Origin of the sequence: Rhodococcus sp. DT1 (genome assembly GCF_049844875.1) — a bacterium.
Lineage (GTDB): Bacteria > Actinomycetota > Actinomycetes > Mycobacteriales > Mycobacteriaceae > Rhodococcus.
Window position 1 is genome coordinate 261,834 of record NZ_JBNCLW010000004.1, and the last position, 18,835, is coordinate 280,668.

At 67.7% G+C, this 18,835-nt stretch carries 17 protein-coding genes; 7 read left to right on the plus strand and 10 right to left on the minus strand.

Annotation, left to right across the window (positions count from 1 at the left end):
* Window positions 1-3: 3 nt before the first annotated feature.
* Both ACLQ3J_RS11850 and ACLQ3J_RS11855 read right to left on the minus strand, forming a co-directional pair.
* Window positions 4-1,008, minus strand: coding sequence for a DUF1648 domain-containing protein (locus tag ACLQ3J_RS11850; RefSeq protein WP_425903532.1), 1,005 nt, complete (start codon window positions 1,006-1,008; stop codon window positions 4-6).
* 79 nt (window positions 1,009-1,087) lie between these two features.
* Window positions 1,088-1,492, minus strand: coding sequence for an SdpI family protein (locus tag ACLQ3J_RS11855; protein WP_169620926.1), 405 nt, complete (start codon window positions 1,490-1,492; stop codon window positions 1,088-1,090).
* Window positions 1,493-1,596: 104 nt separating this feature from the next.
* On the opposite strand from ACLQ3J_RS11855, the gene leuS reads away from it, so the two are divergent.
* On the plus strand, window positions 1,597-4,479 hold the full coding sequence (gene leuS, locus ACLQ3J_RS11860; protein ID WP_425903315.1) for a leucine--tRNA ligase: 2,883 nt from the start codon (window positions 1,597-1,599) through the stop codon (window positions 4,477-4,479).
* Between the two features lie 69 nt (window positions 4,480-4,548).
* On the opposite strand, the gene ACLQ3J_RS11865 is transcribed toward leuS, so the two are convergent.
* The 3 genes from ACLQ3J_RS11865 to ACLQ3J_RS11875 form a co-directional block, all read right to left on the minus strand.
* Window positions 4,549-5,223: an IF2 family translation initiation factor gene (locus tag ACLQ3J_RS11865; protein WP_425903317.1), complete on the minus strand. Its 675-nt coding sequence runs from the start codon at window positions 5,221-5,223 to the stop codon at window positions 4,549-4,551.
* A gap of 83 nt (window positions 5,224-5,306) precedes the next feature.
* Complete coding sequence (locus ACLQ3J_RS11870; RefSeq protein ID WP_425903318.1) at window positions 5,307-5,870, minus strand: CsbD family protein; 564 nt, start codon at window positions 5,868-5,870, stop codon at window positions 5,307-5,309.
* A gap of 100 nt (window positions 5,871-5,970) precedes the next feature.
* Window positions 5,971-6,795 (minus strand): lysophospholipase, encoded by an 825-nt coding sequence (locus tag ACLQ3J_RS11875; RefSeq protein ID WP_425903319.1) that lies wholly within the window; start codon window positions 6,793-6,795, stop codon window positions 5,971-5,973.
* 152 nt (window positions 6,796-6,947) lie between these two features.
* Here ACLQ3J_RS11875 and ACLQ3J_RS11880 point away from each other — a divergent pair, with 152 nt between their 5' ends.
* The 3 genes from ACLQ3J_RS11880 to ACLQ3J_RS11890 are packed head-to-tail and all read left to right on the plus strand — an operon-like array spanning window position 6,948 to window position 9,421.
* Window positions 6,948-7,331, plus strand: coding sequence for a nuclear transport factor 2 family protein (locus ACLQ3J_RS11880; protein WP_425903321.1), 384 nt, complete (start codon window positions 6,948-6,950; stop codon window positions 7,329-7,331).
* Window positions 7,331-8,311 (plus strand): alpha/beta fold hydrolase, encoded by a 981-nt coding sequence (locus ACLQ3J_RS11885; protein WP_425903323.1) that lies wholly within the window; start codon window positions 7,331-7,333, stop codon window positions 8,309-8,311. Before ACLQ3J_RS11880 ends, ACLQ3J_RS11885 begins: the two co-directional genes overlap by 1 nt.
* A gap of 36 nt (window positions 8,312-8,347) precedes the next feature.
* Entirely contained in the window at window positions 8,348-9,421 is a 1,074-nt protein-coding gene (locus ACLQ3J_RS11890) for a DUF6777 domain-containing protein (protein WP_425903325.1), read from the plus strand.
* Between the two features lie 11 nt (window positions 9,422-9,432).
* Here ACLQ3J_RS11890 and ACLQ3J_RS11895 read toward each other — a convergent pair whose 3' ends face one another.
* Together ACLQ3J_RS11895 and ACLQ3J_RS11900 are read right to left on the minus strand one after the other, a co-directional pair.
* A complete protein-coding gene (locus ACLQ3J_RS11895) occupies window positions 9,433-10,104 on the minus strand; it encodes an SDR family oxidoreductase (protein ID WP_425903326.1) in 672 nt (223 codons plus the stop codon).
* A gap of 56 nt (window positions 10,105-10,160) precedes the next feature.
* The gene (locus ACLQ3J_RS11900) at window positions 10,161-10,811 is read right to left on the minus strand and encodes a SanA/YdcF family protein (protein WP_425903328.1); all 651 of its coding nucleotides are present in this window, start codon (window positions 10,809-10,811) and stop codon (window positions 10,161-10,163) included.
* A 39-nt stretch (window positions 10,812-10,850) separates the two neighbouring features.
* On the opposite strand from ACLQ3J_RS11900, the gene ACLQ3J_RS11905 reads away from it, so the two are divergent.
* Complete coding sequence (locus ACLQ3J_RS11905; RefSeq protein WP_425903329.1) at window positions 10,851-11,861, plus strand: PHP domain-containing protein; 1,011 nt, start codon at window positions 10,851-10,853, stop codon at window positions 11,859-11,861.
* A 7-nt stretch (window positions 11,862-11,868) separates the two neighbouring features.
* Window positions 11,869-13,302 carry a flavin-containing monooxygenase gene (locus ACLQ3J_RS11910; RefSeq protein ID WP_425903331.1) on the plus strand — a complete coding sequence of 478 codons (1,434 nt, stop codon included), beginning with the start codon at window positions 11,869-11,871 and terminating at the stop codon, window positions 13,300-13,302.
* A gap of 16 nt (window positions 13,303-13,318) precedes the next feature.
* Here the strand turns inward: ACLQ3J_RS11910 and ACLQ3J_RS11915 are convergent, their stop codons facing one another.
* Together ACLQ3J_RS11915 and ACLQ3J_RS11920 are read right to left on the minus strand one after the other, a co-directional pair.
* Window positions 13,319-14,344 (minus strand): pirin family protein, encoded by a 1,026-nt coding sequence (locus ACLQ3J_RS11915; RefSeq protein ID WP_425903332.1) that lies wholly within the window; start codon window positions 14,342-14,344, stop codon window positions 13,319-13,321.
* Window positions 14,341-15,279 carry a spermidine synthase gene (locus ACLQ3J_RS11920; RefSeq protein WP_425903334.1) on the minus strand — a complete coding sequence of 313 codons (939 nt, stop codon included), beginning with the start codon at window positions 15,277-15,279 and terminating at the stop codon, window positions 14,341-14,343. The genes ACLQ3J_RS11915 and ACLQ3J_RS11920 overlap by 4 nt, the downstream gene beginning before the upstream one ends.
* Before the next feature lie 86 nt (window positions 15,280-15,365).
* Between ACLQ3J_RS11920 and ggh the strand changes: the two genes are divergently transcribed.
* Window positions 15,366-16,703 carry a glucosylglycerate hydrolase gene (gene ggh / locus ACLQ3J_RS11925; RefSeq protein WP_169652328.1) on the plus strand — a complete coding sequence of 446 codons (1,338 nt, stop codon included), beginning with the start codon at window positions 15,366-15,368 and terminating at the stop codon, window positions 16,701-16,703.
* Window positions 16,704-16,718: 15 nt separating this feature from the next.
* Here the strand turns inward: ggh and ACLQ3J_RS11930 are convergent, their stop codons facing one another.
* A complete protein-coding gene (locus tag ACLQ3J_RS11930; RefSeq protein ID WP_425903336.1) occupies window positions 16,719-18,809 on the minus strand; it encodes a PhoX family protein in 2,091 nt (696 codons plus the stop codon).
* Window positions 18,810-18,835: the final 26 nt, after the last annotated feature.

Consider the following 18,835-nt stretch of genomic DNA (forward strand, 5'->3'; position numbering starts at 1 on the left):
CCGTCAGGTGGACGGTTCCGTCAACCCGGTGGGGTCGGTGGATACTGCGGCGCCGCGTCGATCCGCGAGGGTGTTGAGTGCCCCGGCCAGCTCATCGGCGCGTGCCGAGGTGACCGTGAAGACGTGGCCCGACGCCGTTGACACCGCCACAGCCGGTCCGGTGGTGGTGACGAGGCCGTATCTGCCGCGCCCCTTCACCCGCAAACCCCAGCCGCCCCAGTCCTGGAAGGGCCGGGTCTCGGTGACCTCGGCCCCGACGATCTCGTCGAGGTCGTAGACCACCGCATCCGTCGCGAGGTTGCGCACCCGGATGCCCTTCTCGTCCACGATCACGGTGAAGCGCAGCAGGCTCACGGCGAGGACGGCGACCGGAACGACGACCGCCGTCGGCCACCAGCTGTCCGTGGCTGCGCACACGAGGACGGTGGGCACGAGGATCGAGCCCAGCAGGACGACGGTGGCACCGGCGCCGATACCGACTCGGTCCACCAGGGGTGATTCGACCGGTCCGCGGGGCAGATCGGGTGCGGGCGGCCGTGATGCGGGTGTGCGTTCGCGTCCGTCGCGGAGCAGGGCCGCACCGAGCCATCCGACGGCGACACCCGCGACCGTGCCGACCGCGATCGACCAGGTGGGAAATGCTGTCTGTGTCGCGTCCGCGACGTCGAGCTGGGCGCCGAGCACGGCGACGAATGTCGCGACCATCACCCCGGTGACCCCGAGACCGATGACGAGCATGTAGCGCCGCATCAGCAGCAACGACCGGGCGAGCGCCGCGATCGCACAGCAACCGCCCCCGACCATCACGACGAGCAGCGCCATCGTCCACGCCGACGAGCCGACCGGTCCGAAGCCGTCCGGGCGCGATCCGGTCCAGTGCGTTGCCACCTCGGCCGGTAGCCGTGGCTCCCAGAGACGGGCGAGAACGATGATCGAGGCGGCGGCGAGTACCGGAACCACGATGCCGAAGACAACACCGACAGGATCGATCACGCGGGTCTGCGACACGGCCTCACTCTGCGACACGGCCTCACAGTAGAGGCTCGGAGCCGTTCTGCGTTGCCGGCGACGCCGGCGCCGGGATCTGTCAGGCGCTCGGCTCGCACGCCCCGCGCAGGCTGCACGCACCGCAGGACGAGCCGCATCCCTCGGATTCCGTGGGCTTCGTCGCCGCCGCGACCCGCGCACCGACCGCACCACCGGCACCGGCGGTGACGAGCGCCGCCCCGACGGTGACGACGATCGCGATGATCGCCGCGACGGTCGGCAGGGTCAGGCAGGCGATACCGCCCACGGCGAGTAGGACGGCAGCCCCGAGCATGCTGGGGGCCGCAACCTTGTTGGCCAGCGCGAACGTGGTGTCGTCGCGAAGAGAGTCGGGGGTGCGTACTCCGGCCCAGCGGTTACGCGGCAACTTCCCGGCCAGCGCTGCGACACCGACCGCTCCGACGACGAGAGCGAGCAGGAAGAGCAGAAGGGCGACGATCAGCACTCGGTCAGGATACGCGTCGGCGGAAGGCGCCGGTGAGGTCGGGTTCGGGCACGTTCTACCCTGGTAGGAGCCCACAAACGCCGGCCGAGTAGATAGCGATCACCGTGACCCGTCCCGATCAGACCTCCGCACAGCCGCACGCTGCCGCACAGCAGCAGTCGTCCGACGCCACCCCGAAGCATCGGTATACCGCCGAACTCGCGGGGCAGATCGAGCAGCGCTGGCAGGAGCTGTGGCGCGAGCGCGGCACCTTCCACGCCGCCAATCCCGTCGGCGCGCTCGCCGGCGATGTGCCGGCCGACAAGCTGTTCGTGCAGGACATGTTCCCCTATCCGTCGGGTGCGGGCCTGCACGTCGGCCACCCGCTCGGCTACATCGCGACGGACGTCTACGCGCGTTATCACCGCATGCAGGGCCGCAACGTGCTGCACACACTCGGCTACGACGCCTTCGGGCTGCCGGCGGAGCAGTACGCCGTCCAGACGGGGACCCATCCCCGCACGACCACCCAGGCGAACATCGCCAACATGCAGCGCCAGCTCGGGCGCCTCGGACTCGGGCACGACGAGCGTCGCTCCATCGCGACCACGGACGTGGAGTTCTACCACTGGACGCAGTGGATCTTCCTCACCATCTACAACGCGTGGTACGACCGGTCGGCAGGGAAGGCCCGCCGGATCTCCGAACTCGAGGCGGAACTGGACGCGGGTGTCCGCTCCCTCGAGGACGGCCGTGACTGGTCGACCCTGTCGGATGCCGAGAAGCAGTCCGCTCTCGACGGCTACCGCCTCGTGTACCGCTCGGATTCGCTGGTCAACTGGTGCCCCGGCCTGGGCACGGTGCTCGCCAACGAGGAGGTCACCGCGGACGGCCGTTCCGAACGCGGGAACTTCCCGGTGTTCCGGAAGAACCTCCAGCAGTGGATGATGCGCATCACGGCGTACTCCGACCGGCTCATCGACGATCTCGAATACCTGGACTGGCCCGAGAAGGTCAAGTCGATGCAGCGCAACTGGATCGGGCGCAGCCACGGCGCACAGGTGAAGTTCGGTGTGGCCGGGCATGATTCGGATATCGAGGTCTTCACGACCCGGCCCGACACGCTGTTCGGTGCCACCTACGTCACTCTCGCACCCGAGCATCCGCTGGTCGACGAGATCGTCGCCGCATCCTGGCCGGAGGGTGTCGATGCCCGCTGGACCGGTGGCGCCGCGTCCCCAGGTGACGCCGTCGCCGCGTACCGCGCGTCGATCGCGGCCAAGTCCGATCTCGAGCGGCAGGAGAGCAAGGAGAAGACCGGCGTCTTCGTCGGCGCCTACGCGGTCAACCCCGTCAACGGGGAGAAGCTGCCGGTCTTCATCGCGGACTACGTCCTGACCGGGTACGGCACCGGAGCGATCATGGCGGTGCCGGGCCACGACCAGCGTGACTGGGAATTCGCGACCGCCTTCGGGCTGCCGATCCGCGAGGTCATCACCGGTGGCGACATCGCGGAGGCGGCATATACCGGCGACGGTGTGCTCGTGAACTCCGACTACCTCGACGGTCTGGCGGTGCCGGACGCGAAGAAGACGATCATCGCGAAGCTCGAGGAGTCCGGGGCGGGAGTCGGAACCGTCCAGTACAAGCTGCGCGACTGGCTCTTCGCGCGCCAGCGCTACTGGGGCGAACCGTTCCCCATCGTCTACGACGCACAGGGCGAGGCTCACGCGATCCCCGAATCCATGCTGCCCGTGGAGCTTCCGGAGGTCGAGGATTACGCTCCCGTCTCGTTCGATCCCGACGACGCCGACTCGGCCCCCTCGCCTCCGCTCGCGAAGGCCACGGACTGGGTGAACGTCGAACTCGACCTCGGCGACGGTCTGCAGCGCTACACCCGCGACACCAATGTGATGCCGCAGTGGGCAGGCAGCTCGTGGTACCAGCTGCGCTACATCGACCCGCTCAACAACGAGGAGTTCTGCGCCAAGGAGAACGAGCAGTACTGGACCGGGCCGCGCCCGGATCTGTACGGGCCGAACGATCCCGGCGGCGTCGATCTGTACGTGGGCGGCGTCGAGCACGCGGTGCTGCACCTGCTGTACGCGCGTTTCTGGCACAAGGTGCTGTTCGACCTCGGATACGTGACCTCGTCCGAGCCGTACCGGCGCTTGTTCAACCAGGGATACATCCAGGCGTACGCCTACACCGACGCGCGCGGTGTCTACGTCCCGGCCGAGGACGTCGTCGAACGCGACGGGAAGTTCTTCTGGACGGGTCCCGACGGCGAGCAGGAAGTCGCCCGCGAGTACGGAAAGATGGGCAAGTCGCTCAAGAACTCCGTTGCGCCCGACCAGATCTGCCACGACTACGGTGCCGACACGCTCCGCGTCTACGAGATGTCGATGGGCCCTCTGGACCAGTCGCGTCCGTGGGCGACCAAGGACGTCGTGGGTGCGTCCCGCTTCCTGCAGCGTGCCTGGCGACTGGTGGTCGACGAGGAGACCGGCGACGTTCGGGTCACGGACGAGACGCCCGGCGACGAGACGCTGCGTGCGCTCAACAAGGCCGTTGCCGGGGTGTCGGACGACTACGCGCACCTGCGTGACAACACTGCGATCGCCAAGCTGATCGAGTACACCAACCACCTGACCAAGCAGTACCCGACGGGTGCGCCGCGCAGCGCGGTCGAACCCCTCGTGCTCATGCTCGCTCCGGTGGCGCCGCACCTCGCCGAGGAGCTGTGGTCACGGCTCGGACACACGGAATCGCTTGCGCACGGGCCCTTCCCGACCGCAGACGAGAAGTGGCTCGTCGAGGACTCCGTCGAGTACCCGATCCAGGTCAACGGGAAGGTGCGCAGTCGCATCACTGTGCCCGTCGATGCGAAGCCGGATGCGATCGAAGCCGCCGCGCTGGCGGACGAGAAGATCGTCGAGATGCTCGGCGGCGCCGCACCCCGGAAGGTGATTGTCGTACCGGGCAAGATGGTCAACGTCGTGAAGTAGACGTGTTCACGTAGGCGACGAACATGTGCCCGGCAGCTCGCACGAGCTGCCGGGCACTGTCGGTTTCTGCTACTTGGACTGCCTCGAAGCCGAACGCCGCGAGGACTTCTCCGCGTCGGCGAGGTTCCCCACCTTCTTGGCGTCCTGCTCGGCCTTCTTCGACTCGAGTTTCTTGGCGACGGCATCCTCGAGCGCGATCTTGGCCGGTTCGGATGCCTGCTTCTCGGCCTCTCGAACGGCCGCCTGCTGCTTCCGCTTCGCCGCTTCGGCGGTCTGCTGCTGCTTCTCGGCCTGCCTCGTGGCCTGCGCGGTCTGCGCTGCCTTCTTCTGCGCGGCCTCCTGTGCGGCCTGCTTCTCGCGCTCGTCGCGCTGGGCTCGCGCGTGCTCCACGTCGCGTTCGCGTTTCCGTCGCGCCTCCTCGCGCTCGTCCGCCGCGCGTTCGTGCGCGCGCCGCAATTCCTCGTCCGCAGCCCGCCTTTCGTCGGCCGCCTGCCGGTCGAGTTCTTCGGCGCGGATCACGGCCTGCGCGCGTTCGTTGGCGAGCGCCCCGCGTGTGGCGATGTCCTCATCTCCCACCACACTGCCGACAATGCCGTCGAGCATGCCGAGGCCGCGCTCGTACATCAGGCGCGGTGCCGCGTCGGACGGGAGGAACTGCAACTGTTGTTCGATCACGCCCAGGGGGAATCGGGCGATGCGATATTGCAGTCGCAGAACGCTTTTGGGTAAGGCGGTCAGATTCATGGGCACATCTCCAGTCTCCGGTTCTGTGGGCCGTACGAAGTCGGGGTCTCGTCGAACACGATTCGCAGGGTCGCCGTTCCGCGTCAGCGGTCGTGCTCGTCCAGCGCGTGTTCGAGAGCCTCGGCCCGGCGGCGTTCCTGTTCCGCCTCGAGGCGTGCGCGCTCGGCATCGGTGACGGCTTCTGCGTGTTCCGCATGGGCGTCGCCCACGTCTGCGGCAACGTCGGCCGCTTCCGCGTTCTCTCGCGCCCGGGCACGCTGTTCGGCGAGGGCCGCGTCGCGTGTCGCCTGCGCGTGCTCGCGCGCCACCTGCTCTTGCCGCTCGCGTTCGGCCTCGTACTTGCGCATCTCGGCTTCCTGTTGCGCACGGGTCTCCGTGGCGTCCGCTCGGCGTTCCGCCGCCGCACGTTCCTGGCGGCCGGCCTCGTGCACAGCGTCGAGATGGTCGGTGGCCTGCTTCGCTTCGGCGTCCGCCAGCTGTGCGGACGTGTCCGCCTCCTTGCGCTTGCGAGCCTCCTCCTGCTCGAGGCGGCCTTCGGCGGTCAGGGAGTCGTTGCGGGTGAGTGCACCGGCTACTTCCTTGAACTTGCCGACCACGGATTTCCTCAACCCTTCACGGGCTTTGTGCGATGCATCCTCTTCGGCCACGGGAACTCCTTCCGATGGGTCCACGAGAAAGTGGCTTTCGGCGGGATAACCGCGAATGACACGCTTCAATCCTGAACCGACCGGACAATTCCCTGTGTCGTTACCCGCCCGTGCGGCCTTCCCGCAGGTGGCTGTGTACGAAATCGAGCACGTCGCCGAGAACTTCGTCCCGGTTGGTCTCGTTGAAGATCTCGTGTCGCGCGCCGGGGTATACCTTCGACGACGAAGCGCTGCCGGCGAAGGTGGACCACCCGCTCGCGGTTCCGTCGAACGGCACGAGGCGGTCGTCTTCTCCGTGCAGCCACAGCACGGGCACGGTCTCGACCGGGCCGGCCGCTGTGACGAGGTCCAGGCACGCCTTCAGGGCTTGCACGGTGACCCGCTTGAACGGTCCGTGCCACACGAGAGGATCGTCGATGTACGCGCGTCCCACCTCCGGATCGCGAGAGAGTGTCGCGGGATCGATAGGGGTGTCAGGGATTTCGTCGGCTTCCAGCAGTGCGTCGACGACCGGCCACGTACCGAGGACCGGGCCGGAGAGAACGACGGCGGCGAGTTCGTCTCCGAATCGCTGCGCGTACCGCGCGGCGATCATGCCGCCCATCGAGTGTCCGATCAGGGCGACGGGAAGCCCCGGGTGGTCGCGCCGGGCGGTGAGATCGAGGCGGCGGAAATCGTCCACCACGAGTTCGAAATCGGGCAGAAAGACGCGCTCGCCGTCGCTGAGTCCGTGACCGGCATGGTCGACGGCGTACACTGCGGCGCCGTCGTCGACGAGTCGCGCAGCCACATGGTCGTAGCGGCCGGCGTGTTCTCCGTAGCCGTGGCACAACAGCGCGATGTATCGGGGCGTCGCCGTCTCCCATTGCCTGGCCGCGAGCGTGCCGGCGTGTCCGTCGAGGGTAAAGGCGAGGGTCTCGGGCATCGTGCTCCTGGCGTCGCGGGTCGAACCGTCGGTGGTGGGGTAAGCATGGCACGACTGTGGCCCAGGACTGCGTGATCACAGCCTGGTCGGAACGCGCGTCGTGCTCTAGCCTCCAACGTGGAACACGTTCCAGAAATCGAGAGGGCTCACCTATGGCACCCACCCGTGACGCGATCCGCGCCACCGTCGAGAACTATGTCCGGTCGGTCGCGAAGGGAACGGTCGACGACGTGCTCGCGCTCTACGCACCCGGCGCCACGGTCGAAGACCCGGTGGGTACGCCGGTGCGCACCACCGAGGCCGAAATCCGCGAGTTCTACGGTGTGATCGAGCCGATGACGCAGACGGGCGAAGTACTCGAACTCAAGATCGCCGAGAACAACGCGGCGTTCCTCTTCCGGCTCGTCACCCACCTCGGCGAGCAGGATCTGGTCATGGAGGTCGTCGACGTGATGACGTTCGACGACGAGGCGCGAATCTCGAGCATGAAGGCGTACTGGAGCCAGGAGGATATGAAGACCGTTCCGGCGTCCTGATGGCTTCCCTCACCGTCGACGTCGACGGTTTCACGTGGAACATCGACGACAGCGGCGCCGGCCCCGCCGTCGTCCTGTGTCACGGCTTCCCGGGTCTGGGCTACAGCTTCCGGCATCAGAGTGCCGCGCTTGCAGGAGCCGGATATCGGGCTATAGCGCCCGACATGCCGGGGTACGGCGGCACCGATCGTCCGGCCGGCGTCGAGCAGTACACAGCCGTCGCGACCGCCGACCGACTCGTCGGACTGCTCGACGCTCTCGGGATCGCCCGCGCGGTATTCGTCGGCCACGACTTCGGTGCGCCCGCCGCGTGGACCACGGCGCTGCGTCATCCCTCCCGCGTCGCCGGTCTGGTCCTGCTGGCCGTGCCGTACGCGCCGGACAGGCTCCGTGCCCGCCCGACGGAGTTGTACCGGAAGATGGCGCGACAGCATTTTCTGCACCTGCACTATTTCCAGGAACCCGGCGTCGCGGAAGCGGAACTCGATCCGCGGGCGCGCGAATTCCTGCAGCGGCTGTTCTTCGCTCTCTCCGGTGAGTACCGGTACCTCGACGTGTGGAATCACCCGTCCGAGGGGAACGGCTATCTCGACGTGCTCCCGCAGGCACCTGCCCTTCCGTGGGCGTGGCTCTCGGAGGAGGAACTCGACACGTATGCCGCGGTATTCGACCGCACCGGCTTCGGTGGCGGGCTGTGCTGGTACCGGGCGTACGACGCGAACTGGCTCGCCTCGGCTCCTTACGAGGGCGCCGACATCACGGTGCCGACGCTCTTCGTCGCGGGCGACCGGGATCCGGTCATCACGATGTCCGGTCCCGGAGCGCTCGAGCGGATGAGCGCCGCGGTGCCCGACTTGCGGGGCATCCATCTTCTCCCCGCAGCCGGACATTTCGTGCAGATGGAACGGAGTGCGGAGGTAGACGCTCTGCTCGTCCGTTTCGTGTCCGACGTCGTCTCGCCCGCGGGAAGTGCCGAATAGCCATATCTCCGTATGCCATCGCCCTAACATGGCGACGTGGCCACCGACACAGTGCGTGGATTCGGGCTGGTGCTCGCGCTCACCGCGACACTCGTGGCGGGCGCGTGCACATCGCGCGGCCCGGAGGAACCTCCGACCGTGCGACTCCAGGTGGCGACGTCGCAAGGTGAATATCCGTGGACCGGCCTGCTGCTCCCGGCGCAGGCGCCCGTGGCCGTACCCCCGCCCGCACGCGATGTCGTCGAGACGGCCGGCGACCCGGTGGCGGCGGAGGGCGCGGCGCCCGCGGTGTCGGGCGACCGGGCCGCTCTCTATGGCGGGAGCCTCGAACGAGATCTGTGTGACCGGAATGCACTGGTAGACACGCTCGAAGGTGACCGCTCCAAGGCAGACGCGTGGCGGGAGGTCCTCGAAGTCCCCGACATCCGGGGGTATATCGCCAAGCTCACCCCGGTGCTGCTCCGCGCCGATACGCGTGTCACCCTCCACGAGTACGAAGACGGCGTGGCACGACCCGTCCAGTCCGTACTCGAGACGGGGACGATCGTGCTCGTCGACAACCGCGGAGTCCCGAAGGTCCGATGTGCCCGCGGAAATCCCTTGTTGTCGCCGGTGCTGACAGAAGGTGCCGAGCTCGAGGGCCGAAGCTGGTCCGGACTGAATCCCGAACGGTTGTTCGTCGTTCAACCTGCGGCCCAGCCCATCGAGGAGTTCCGGGTCGTCGACATCATGACCGGTGGCCTCCTGCCGATCAGGATCGGAGAAGGCAAGCAGGCGCCCGCACCCCCTCCGCCACCGGAGGTCTCGCCGACGGAAGCCGAACCGTCTCCGTCGCCGGAGCAGCGTGCACAGGAGCAGCGACCGCAGCCCGCTCCGGCACCCGAACCTGCAGCGCCCCCGGCGGCACCGCCACCCGCCGAGCCCCCGGTGTTCGTGCCGGCTCCTCCGCCGCCGGCGCCTGCCCCACCAGCGGCACCCGAGCCGGCTCCGCCGCCGGCGCCTGCTCCGGCTCCGCCTCGTGCGCCCGCCCCGCCACCTCCGCCGCCGCCCCCTCAGATCCAGATCCCGATACCCGGCGCACCGCCGGTCATCATTCCCCTACCGTTCTGAGGCATTCCGGCTCACCACGGGCGGAGCACGATCTCCGTGGGCTGCGCGTCGCGCGGGGTCTCGATCGCCTGCCGCACGGCCCTGGCCACCGTGCTCGGCTTCAAGAACTGCTCCGGGTCGTACTCGCGACCTTCGGTGGCGACGATCGCCCTTTGCATGTCGGTGTCGATCCGGCCGGGGTGGACCGAGGTGACGCGCAGTAACGGCTCCTCGAGCCGCAGCGCGTCACCGAACGCGCGGAGCGCGAATTTACTCGCCGCATACGCACCCCAGCCCGCATTCGCGCGGAGACCCGCTCCCGAATTGATGAGCACCACATGCCCGTTCGCTGCACGCAACGCAGGGAGCAGCAACCGGGTGAGTTCGACGACGGCGACGACGTTGCTTTCGAACGTCTCGCGCCATTGGCCGGCGTTCCCGTCGGCGATCGTTCCGAGTTCCGCGATTCCGGCGTTGTGTACAAGAACGTCGAGCCGCTCGATGCTCGCCGTGGTCCGGGCAACGGCATCGTGGTCGAGGAGATCGACCGGCCACGCGGTGGCGGCCGGAAGTTCGGTGAGCACGGCGTCGAGGGAACCGCGACTGCGCCCACCGACCAGGAGATCGTGTGTGGGGGCGAGTTCACGGGCGATCGCGGCACCGAGGCCGCGGCCTCCGCCGGTGATGAGAGCTGTTGGACGCATGGGTCCACACTATGAGCCGCGCGGGGGCATGGCGATCGCGGCAGGACACGGCCTGCTCAGCGCACCGCCAGGATTTCGGCGAGCCGGCCGTCGCGCGGCGTCGACACCACGGGGTCACGGGGGAACCGCAACTCCAGGAATGCTTTCGGTCGTGAGAGCAGATGTTCGCGGAGAAGATTCCGGACGCGGGTACGGGTGTGCACGTCCCCACTCGCCCGGACGCCCGTGATGTCGATGCCCGCCCGGCGGCACAGCGCGACGGCGCGGGGCAGATGGAACGACTGCGTCACGATCAGCGCGTGCCGGACCCCGTAGGTCTCCACCGCCCGGCGAGCGGTGTCGTAGGTGTCGAGACCGTACGGATCGGTGACGATCTGCTCGCGATCGACGCCGTGCGCAACGAGGTACCCCACCATTGCCGCGATCTCGTCGCCGGACGTACCCGCCGCGTCGCCCGACACCACCACGGCCCGCACCCGACCGCTGTGGACCAACTCGGCGGCCGCGTCGAGCCGTCCTCGCAGGTACGTCATCGGCGCCCCCGCACGCACCCGGGCGCCGGGCACGATCACCACGGGTGCAGGGGGCGCATCGGCGATGTCCACCATCAAGCCCTGCGCCTGCGCGCTCACCTGGGACGACACCCAGGCGAGCGCGGACAGACCGCCCGCAACGGCGACGGCAAGAGCAAGCGGACATTTCGGCATGGCCTCCACCGTACGGACCCGCGTTGCCACAATGGAGAGATGGATCCGGTCACAGCCCTTCGTGAGGTCGCGTTCTATCTCGAACGCGAGCACGCCGCTACCTACCGCGTCCAGGCCTTCCGGCACGCGGCCGACATCGTCGCCGGACTCGACGACGTGGCGCGGTCCTCGAGGCGACGCCGGGACAACTGGACGGAACTGCCCGGCATCGGTCCGAAGACCGCAGCGGTGATACGCGAGTCCTTCGACGGCGTTCCCGAGTATCTCGCCCGGCTGCGCGAGGAAGCCGAACCCATCGGGAGAGGCGGGCAAGAATTGCTCGCGGCGCTGCGCGGTGATCTGCACACCCACACGGACTGGTCGGACGGCGGCAGCTCGATCGACGAGATGCACCGCGCCGCGTCGTCGATGATCGGGCACGAGTACTACGCGCTCACCGACCACTCCCCCCGGCTCACGGTCGCGAACGGGCTCAGCGCCGAACGCCTTCTCACTCAGCTCGAGGTGGTCGCGGAGATCAACGAGAAGGGCGAGGGCGCACGGATACTCACGGGAATCGAGGTCGACATCCTCGACGACGGAACGCCCGACCAGGACGAGGGCCTGCTCGCGGAACTCGACGTGGTGGTGGCCAGCGTGCACTCCCACCTCCGTGCCGACCGTGACGTGATGACGAAGCGGATGCTCCGTGCTGTCGAAAACCCTCACGTCGATGTGCTGGGGCACTGCACGGGCAGGCTCGTCACGGGAGGTCGCGGGCAGCGTCCCGAATCGAAGTTCGACGCCGAGAAGGTGTTTGCGGCGTGCCGCGACCACCGCACCGCGGTGGAGATCAACTCCCGGCCGGAGCGCCGCGATCCCCCGTCACGCCTGATCGATCTCGCGCTGGCGACGGAGTGCCTGTTCTCCATCGACACCGACGCCCACGCACCCGGGCAACTCGCGTGGCTGGGCTACGGTTGTGAGCGCGCTGCCGAGCGGGGCGTCGAACCGGATCGGGTGATCAACACGTGGTCCGTCGACGACCTTCTCGCCTGGACCGAAGGGTAGGAACCCGGTGGAACACGTCGATGTGCTGGTCGTCGGTGCCGGTCTTTCCGGAATCGGTGCCGGATACCGCCTGCAGACGCGGTGCCCGGACCTCCGGTACGCAATTCTCGAGAGCCGCGACTCCCTCGGCGGAACCTGGGACCTGTTCCGGTACCCCGGAATCCGATCCGACAGCGATATGTACACACTGGGTTACCCGTTCCGGCCGTGGCGAGGGGAGAAGTCGATCGCCGACGGTGCGGACATTCTGCAGTATGTACGCGACACTGCCGACGAAAACGGAATCGATACTCGAATACGGTTCGGGCACAAGGTGACCGAGGCATCCTGGTCGTCGGAGCATGCGCGGTGGACGGTGCGTGCCCGGGTCGGAGACCGGACCGTCGAGATGTCGTGCTCGTTCCTGTACCTGTGCAGCGGCTATTACAGCTACGAGTCCGGGTACCTACCCGAGATTCCCGGGCTGGACGACTTCGTGGGGACGGTCGTCCATCCCCAGTTCTGGCCGGAGGATCTCGACTGGCACGGCAAGCGGATCGTGGTGATCGGTAGTGGCGCGACAGCGATGACCCTGGTGCCCGCGCTCGCGGAACGGGCCGAACACGTGACGATGTTGCAGCGCTCGCCGTCGTACGTCATGTCTCTTCCGGCGCAGGACGGGTGGGCCCGCCTCCTGCACCGTTACCTGCCCGGCGCCGTCGCCCACCGCGCGGTGCGGGCGAAGAACGTGGTGACCAATCTCGGTTTCTACCAGTTCTGCCGGCGGGCACCGTTTCTCGCGAAGCGCGTGCTGCGCACGCTGACCGCGCGCCGGCTCCGTGACAAGGCGCAGGTCGATCCTCACTTCACGCCGTCGTACGATCCGTGGGACCAGCGCCTGTGCGTGGTGCCGGACTCCGATCTGTTCGAGGCGCTGGGAACCGGCGCGGCAGAGGTCGTCACCGACCACATCGACACGGTCACCGAGAAGGGTGTCCGATTGCGTTCGGGAACCGAACTCGACGCCGACATCCTGATCCCGGCCACCGGCCTTCGTCTGGTACCGGCCGGCGGGATCGCGATAGCCGTCGACGGCGAACCGGTCGATCTTTCCTCCACGGTCATCTATCGCGGCACCATGCTCGACGGCATCCCGAACGCGGCGTTGTGCATCGGTTACACGAATGCGTCCTGGACGCTCCGTGCCGACCTCGCATCCTTGTACGTCTGCCGGGTGCTCGGATACATGCGCCGCAAGGGATACCGGATCGCCGTACCCTCGTACACCGGTGACGGGCAACGCAAACCGCTGCTCGGATTGAACTCGGGGTATATCCACCGCGCGGAAAACACGCTGCCCGACCAGGGTTCCCGCAGCCCATGGCTCATGCGCCAGAACTACCTGCTCGATCTGCCCACCATGAGATGGGGCCGGGTCGACAGGTCCATGCAGTTCAGGTGATCCGGATTCTGCCCGGTCAGGGCGTCTCGACCCTGCCATCGGGGTAGCGCGCGAAGCGACCGGATTCCGCGGGATGCACCGGGCCGTCGGACTCCCACGGCCAGCCACCGAACCCGGTGCGCCGGTAGTCCTCGAAAGCCTTCCGGACGCCGTCTTCGTCGTTGAGCACGAACGGCCCGTACGACACTACGGGCTCACCGATCGGGCGACCCTGCATCATCAGGATCTGCGTCCCGTCGCGTCCGCCCCGGAGTACCACCGGTGCCGACGCGTCGACCAGCGCACCGTGACCGGATTCCACTGCGGTACCACCGATGTCGACCGGGGAACCGCTGTAGACGTACAGGACCCTGCGGGTGTCGGTGCCCGCGGCGGGCGGAAGGGTCCACTCCGATCCGGCAGAGAGGTCGATGTTCCAGATCGCGACGTCGGATTCCGGCCGGGACGCCCACGACGCCGGCGGTGGCGGTGGCGGCGTCGCGTCACCGAGCGCGCCCGCGAGGACGCGGACGTGCGTGGATCGACCCGATGCGTCGGTCGCGACGACGGTGGGCGTCACCTCGTTCCAGAGCATCGCGAAGTGAGGTTCCGCGGTTTTCGACTCGCGGGGAAGGTTGAGCCAGATCTGGAACAACTCGAGGGGGTTGGGACGGTCGCGGTGCAGTAGGGGGAACATCTCGCTGTGCACCACGCCGTTGCCTGCCGTGAGCCACTGCGTATCGCCCTCGCCGAAGCGCGCGGTGGCGCCCACGGAGTCGGAATGATCGATGACGCCGGTCCGGACGAACGTCACGGTCTCGAAACCGCGATGCGGGTGCTGCGGGAACCCCGGGACGGTTGTGCCGTGGTACATGTTCCAGCCCTCGGGATTGCCGAAGTCCTGACCGAGCGGACGGCTGGTGAGCGGAGCGTCGGGACCGAGGTCCGAGTTGCCCGCCGGGTAGGCGTCGACGTGGTGGGCGACGAACAGGAACGGATCAATCGTCTGCCAAGGGGAGCCCAGAGGGAAAACCTGCAATACAGGCGAGTCCACGGAAGTCATGATTCGTGCAACCCCTGCGTCTTCCCGTTTGTTCCTGCGTCCACCGGTGTGCCGGACTTCCGGACCGGGGCCTCACTGTCGTCGATCACTCGCGAACCGGCCGCGAACCGCCGTACCTGGGTGTCGTCCCACAAGTGGGCAGGGACCGCACCGCCGAGCAATTCCCTTGCCAGCGAAGGGGTATCGGACAGGGGCGTATCACTTCCCGCGATGATGATGTTGCCGTACCGCCGGCCCTTGAGCATCGCGGGATCGGCGATCACAGCCAGGTGTTCGAACACGGACCCGATCGTGGCGGCCTCTCGCCGCGCCGTGGTCAGGTCGCGGGTGTCCCCGCAGTTGACGACGTAGATGCCGCCGGGCGAGAGCACCCGCCGCGCGTGACGCGTGAATTCGACCGTCGTCAGAGCAACAGGCGTCCGGTCGAAGGCGAACACGTCCCGCACCACGAGGTCCCTGCTGTCGTCCGAGAGGCCGGTCAGGACCGCGCGGGCCTCCCCCACCCGGATCCGGAGCAGCGGTGCGCGCGGAAGATCGAACCACTCGCGTACCAGTTCGGCGAGCCGGCCGTCGATCTCCACGACCACCTGGCGTGCGTCGGGATACACGGCTGCGAAATACCTCGCCATCGTGCACGCGCCGCCACCGAGATGCAGCGCGCGCAGCCGGGTGCCGGTGGCGAATCTGCTCTCCACGAGCAGCGCGATCCAGCGCATGTACTCGAACTCGAGCAGGGTGGGATCGCTCAGGTCGATATGAGAACTCGGAACCCCGTTGACCTCGAGCACCCAGCCGTCGGGCAGATACCGGTCCTTGACCAGCTCACATGTACCGGTGTCGATGTCGTACAGACCCTCCACGGGTCCCTTCGCGGCATCTGTCGTTTTCACCCGGCGCGGCGTCGATGCAGCCCGGCCACCTCGCTGCCTGCCCATACTTCGAGCCTAGTCCCGCATGTATCGCGCGTGTTACACAGGCGTGCCCGGCGTGCGGATCGGCGGGGAAGCCGGAGAATGAGACGATGCCGGACCGAGGATTCACCCCGACTCAGCTCGCCGCGCGCGCCGCCTACCTGCTGCGCGGCAACGACCTGGGATCCATGACCAGTGCCGCACCCAGGCTGTATCCGCACATGTGGAGCTGGGACGCCGCGTTCGTCGCGGTCGGGCTCGCGCCGCTCAGCGTCGAACGCGCCGTCGTGGAACTCGACACCCTGCTGTCGGCGCAGTGGAAGAACGGCATGATCCCGCACATCGTGTTCGCGAACGGTGTCGACGGATATTTCCCCGGGCCGGCGCGATGGGCCGTGTCCGAACTCGCGGACAACGCCCCGGTGGGAGTGGAGACGTCGGGCATCACACAACCCCCTGTGCACGCGATCGCCGTGCAGCGCATCCTCGAGAACTCGCGGCGGCACGGCCGCAGCACACGAGCGGTCGCGGAGGAGTTCCTGGACCGCCGGTGGGCCGATCTGATGCGGTGGCACCGGTGGCTCGCCCATGCCCGCGACCTGGACGGTAACGGCCGCATCGCGCTCTACCACGGGTGGGAATCGGGCATGGACAATTCGCCGCGGTGGGATCTCGCCTACTCGAACGTCACCGCCGGTAACGTTCCGCTCTTCCGCCGTGAGGACCTCAATCACGTCGCCGATCCCGCCGAGCGTCCCAGTGACGGCGAGTACGCCCGCTATCTGTGGCTGCTCGAGGAGATGAAGGCGGCGCGCTACGAGGACGACGTGCTCGCCAAGACGATGAGCTTCGCGGTGGAGGATGTGTTCGTCAGCGCGATCTTCTCCCTGGCGTGTGAAGTTCTGGCCAATATCGGCGAGGAACACTCCCGGCCCAACGCCGATGTCCGCGACCTGTACGGCTGGGCCGAACGGTTCCGGCACGGCGTCGTCGCGACGACCGATCCCCGCAGCGGCGCAGCGAAGGACTTCGACCTTCGTAGTGGAAAATGGGTAGCCACAGACACTCTCGCGATGTTTGCTCCGCTTCTGTGCGGCGGTCTCGACCGGCAGGCGGAGCGGGCGCTGCTCCGGACCTTCGAAGGCCCGAAATTCTGTGGCCACCCCGATCTCCGTTACGCGGTGCCACCGTCGGCCTCGCCCGTCTCGGGAGCGTTCCGGCCCCGCGAGTACTGGCGAGGCCCCGTGTGGCCCGTGATGACGTGGTTGTTCTCGTGGGCGTTCGCCCGGCGCGGTTGGGCAGAACGTTCGAACATGTTGCGGGCGGAGGGGTTACGCCAGGTCAGTGACGGTTCGTTCGCGGAGTACTACGAACCGTTCACCGGTGAACCGCTGGGCAGCATGCAGCAGTCCTGGACCGCTGCCGCCGTCCTGGATTGGCTGGGGTAGCGCGCCGCAGGCCCGTCAGGTGCCGATCCGTCCCCCGTCGGACTTCCATGCTGCGACGACAGCCGGCCGGGGTGCGGTGTTGCCGCCCTCGGGCCAGTGCGATGCGGGACTGTCCCACGATGCTTCGTCGGTCTCCCCCGGATGCTGAACACACACGACCACCCGGTCCGCGTCCACGATCGGGCCGCAGGTCTCGGCGCCGATCGGCACGGTGAGGAATTGTTTCGTTTCGCCGCGGCGCGGCCCGTCGAGTACAACGGCGAACAGGCCGTCGTTGGAACCGAGAGCGTTACCGTCCGTGGAGATCCACAGGTTGCCGTGGGGGTCGAAGGCGAGATTGTCGGGGCACGAGATGGGACTGACCTGCGCCGGGTCGAATCCGCCGAAGTAGGTGTCCGCCTCGTTCGGGTCACCGCACACGAGCAGCAGATTCCACGTGAACGATGTGCCCGCGTGGTCGTCGTCGATCTCGAGAACCTGGCCGTTCTTGTTGTTGACGCGCGGGTTGGCTTCGTCGGCGGGGGCCGTACTGTCTGCGCCGCGCTTGGTGTTGTTGGTCAGTGCCACGTACACCTTGCCGGTCACCGGGTTGGGCTCGAAGTCCTCCGGCCGGTCCATCTTGGTCGCACCGACCTTGTCGCCGGCGAACCGGGTGAAGACGGCCACCTCGTCGGCGCTCATGCCGTCCACCAGCGAGACTCCCCGACCGTCTTCCTCGGCGCGCAGCAAGGGAATCCACCGGCCTGTGCCCGAAAATCGGCCGCCCTCCGGGGGTGTGCCCGACCCGTCGATCGCGCCGGGGTGATCGCCGGTGAGTTCGGCGACGTACAGCGTCCCGGCGTCGAGCAGAGTCATGTTGTGCCGTACTGCGGCCCGGGAGTTCCCGGGTTGCATCTTCCGCGACGAGACGAATTTGTACATGTAGTCGAAACGCTCGTCGTCGCCGCTGTAGGCGACCACTGTGCCGTCGCCCGTGACGTACACGGTTGCGGCTTCGTGCTTGAAACGCCCGAGCGCGGTGTGCTTGACCGGGACGGAGTGCGGATCCCACGGGTCGATCTCGACGATCCATCCGAATCTGTTCACCTCCTGGGGCTCGGATGCTATGTCGAATCGCGTGTCGAAGCGTTCCCACTTCCGTTCGGTCTCACCGCCTTCCAGTCCGTACCGCGCCAGTCGTTCGGCGACGACAGGGTCGGTGATGCGTTCTGCGTTCGCAAAGTACTGGTTGAAGTTCTCCTCGCCGGACAACACTGTGCCCCATGGTGTCAGGCCACCTGCACAGTTGTTGAGGGTGCCCGCGACGCGCGTGCCTGTCGGGTCCGCAGTGGTTTTCAGCAACTCGCTTCCGGCGGCGGGTCCGGTGAGGACGAATTCGGTGGTTCCGGTGATGCGCCGGTTGTACGGTCCGAATGTTGGTGTGAGACGCCCGGTCCCGGGCTCACCCTGGACCTGGACGACGGACAGTCCGTGGTTGGCCCAGCCGATCCGCACCTGTTCCTCGGTGGGGTTCTCGGCGTCGTAACCGGCGAACATGAAGGGCTCGGTGGTGTACTCGTGGTTGACGACGAGCAGATACGTGTTCGGTACCCCGTCCACCGGGAGCAACCCGGCGAAGTCGTTGTTGAACCCGAACTGCTTTTCCTGTGCTGCCGCCGTCTGGCGATCGATGTCGAACGCGGGAGCGCCGGGCAGAACGGCATCGCCCCAACGGATGACCACCGCGGATTCGTACCCGGCCGGTACCGTCACGGCGTCGTCGGTGTTGGGTGCCACCGCGGCGAAGTCCGTTCCGGTGGCCGCGGGTCCGAGATCTACCGCACGGGGGCCGGCGGTGGGTTCTGCACCGCTGCTCGCGGCCGCGGAGTCGTCCGCACAACCGGCGAGGGCACCTCCGGCCCCCACTGCGAGAACGGCCATTGCGCCGCCGCGCAACACCCCGCGGCGTGTGAGCGAGGTACGCACGACATCGCCGAAATAGGTACCGCCGGAGGTGTTCGGCACGCTCTGCGAGCATGCGTCGCCACATTTGTACAGGCAGGTGATGTTCGCGCGGGACGAACTGCCGTCGTGCGTCGGGAACAGGGGCAGGTGCGTGCGGGCCACGGGCGTATCTCCTCGGTTCGGGGGGC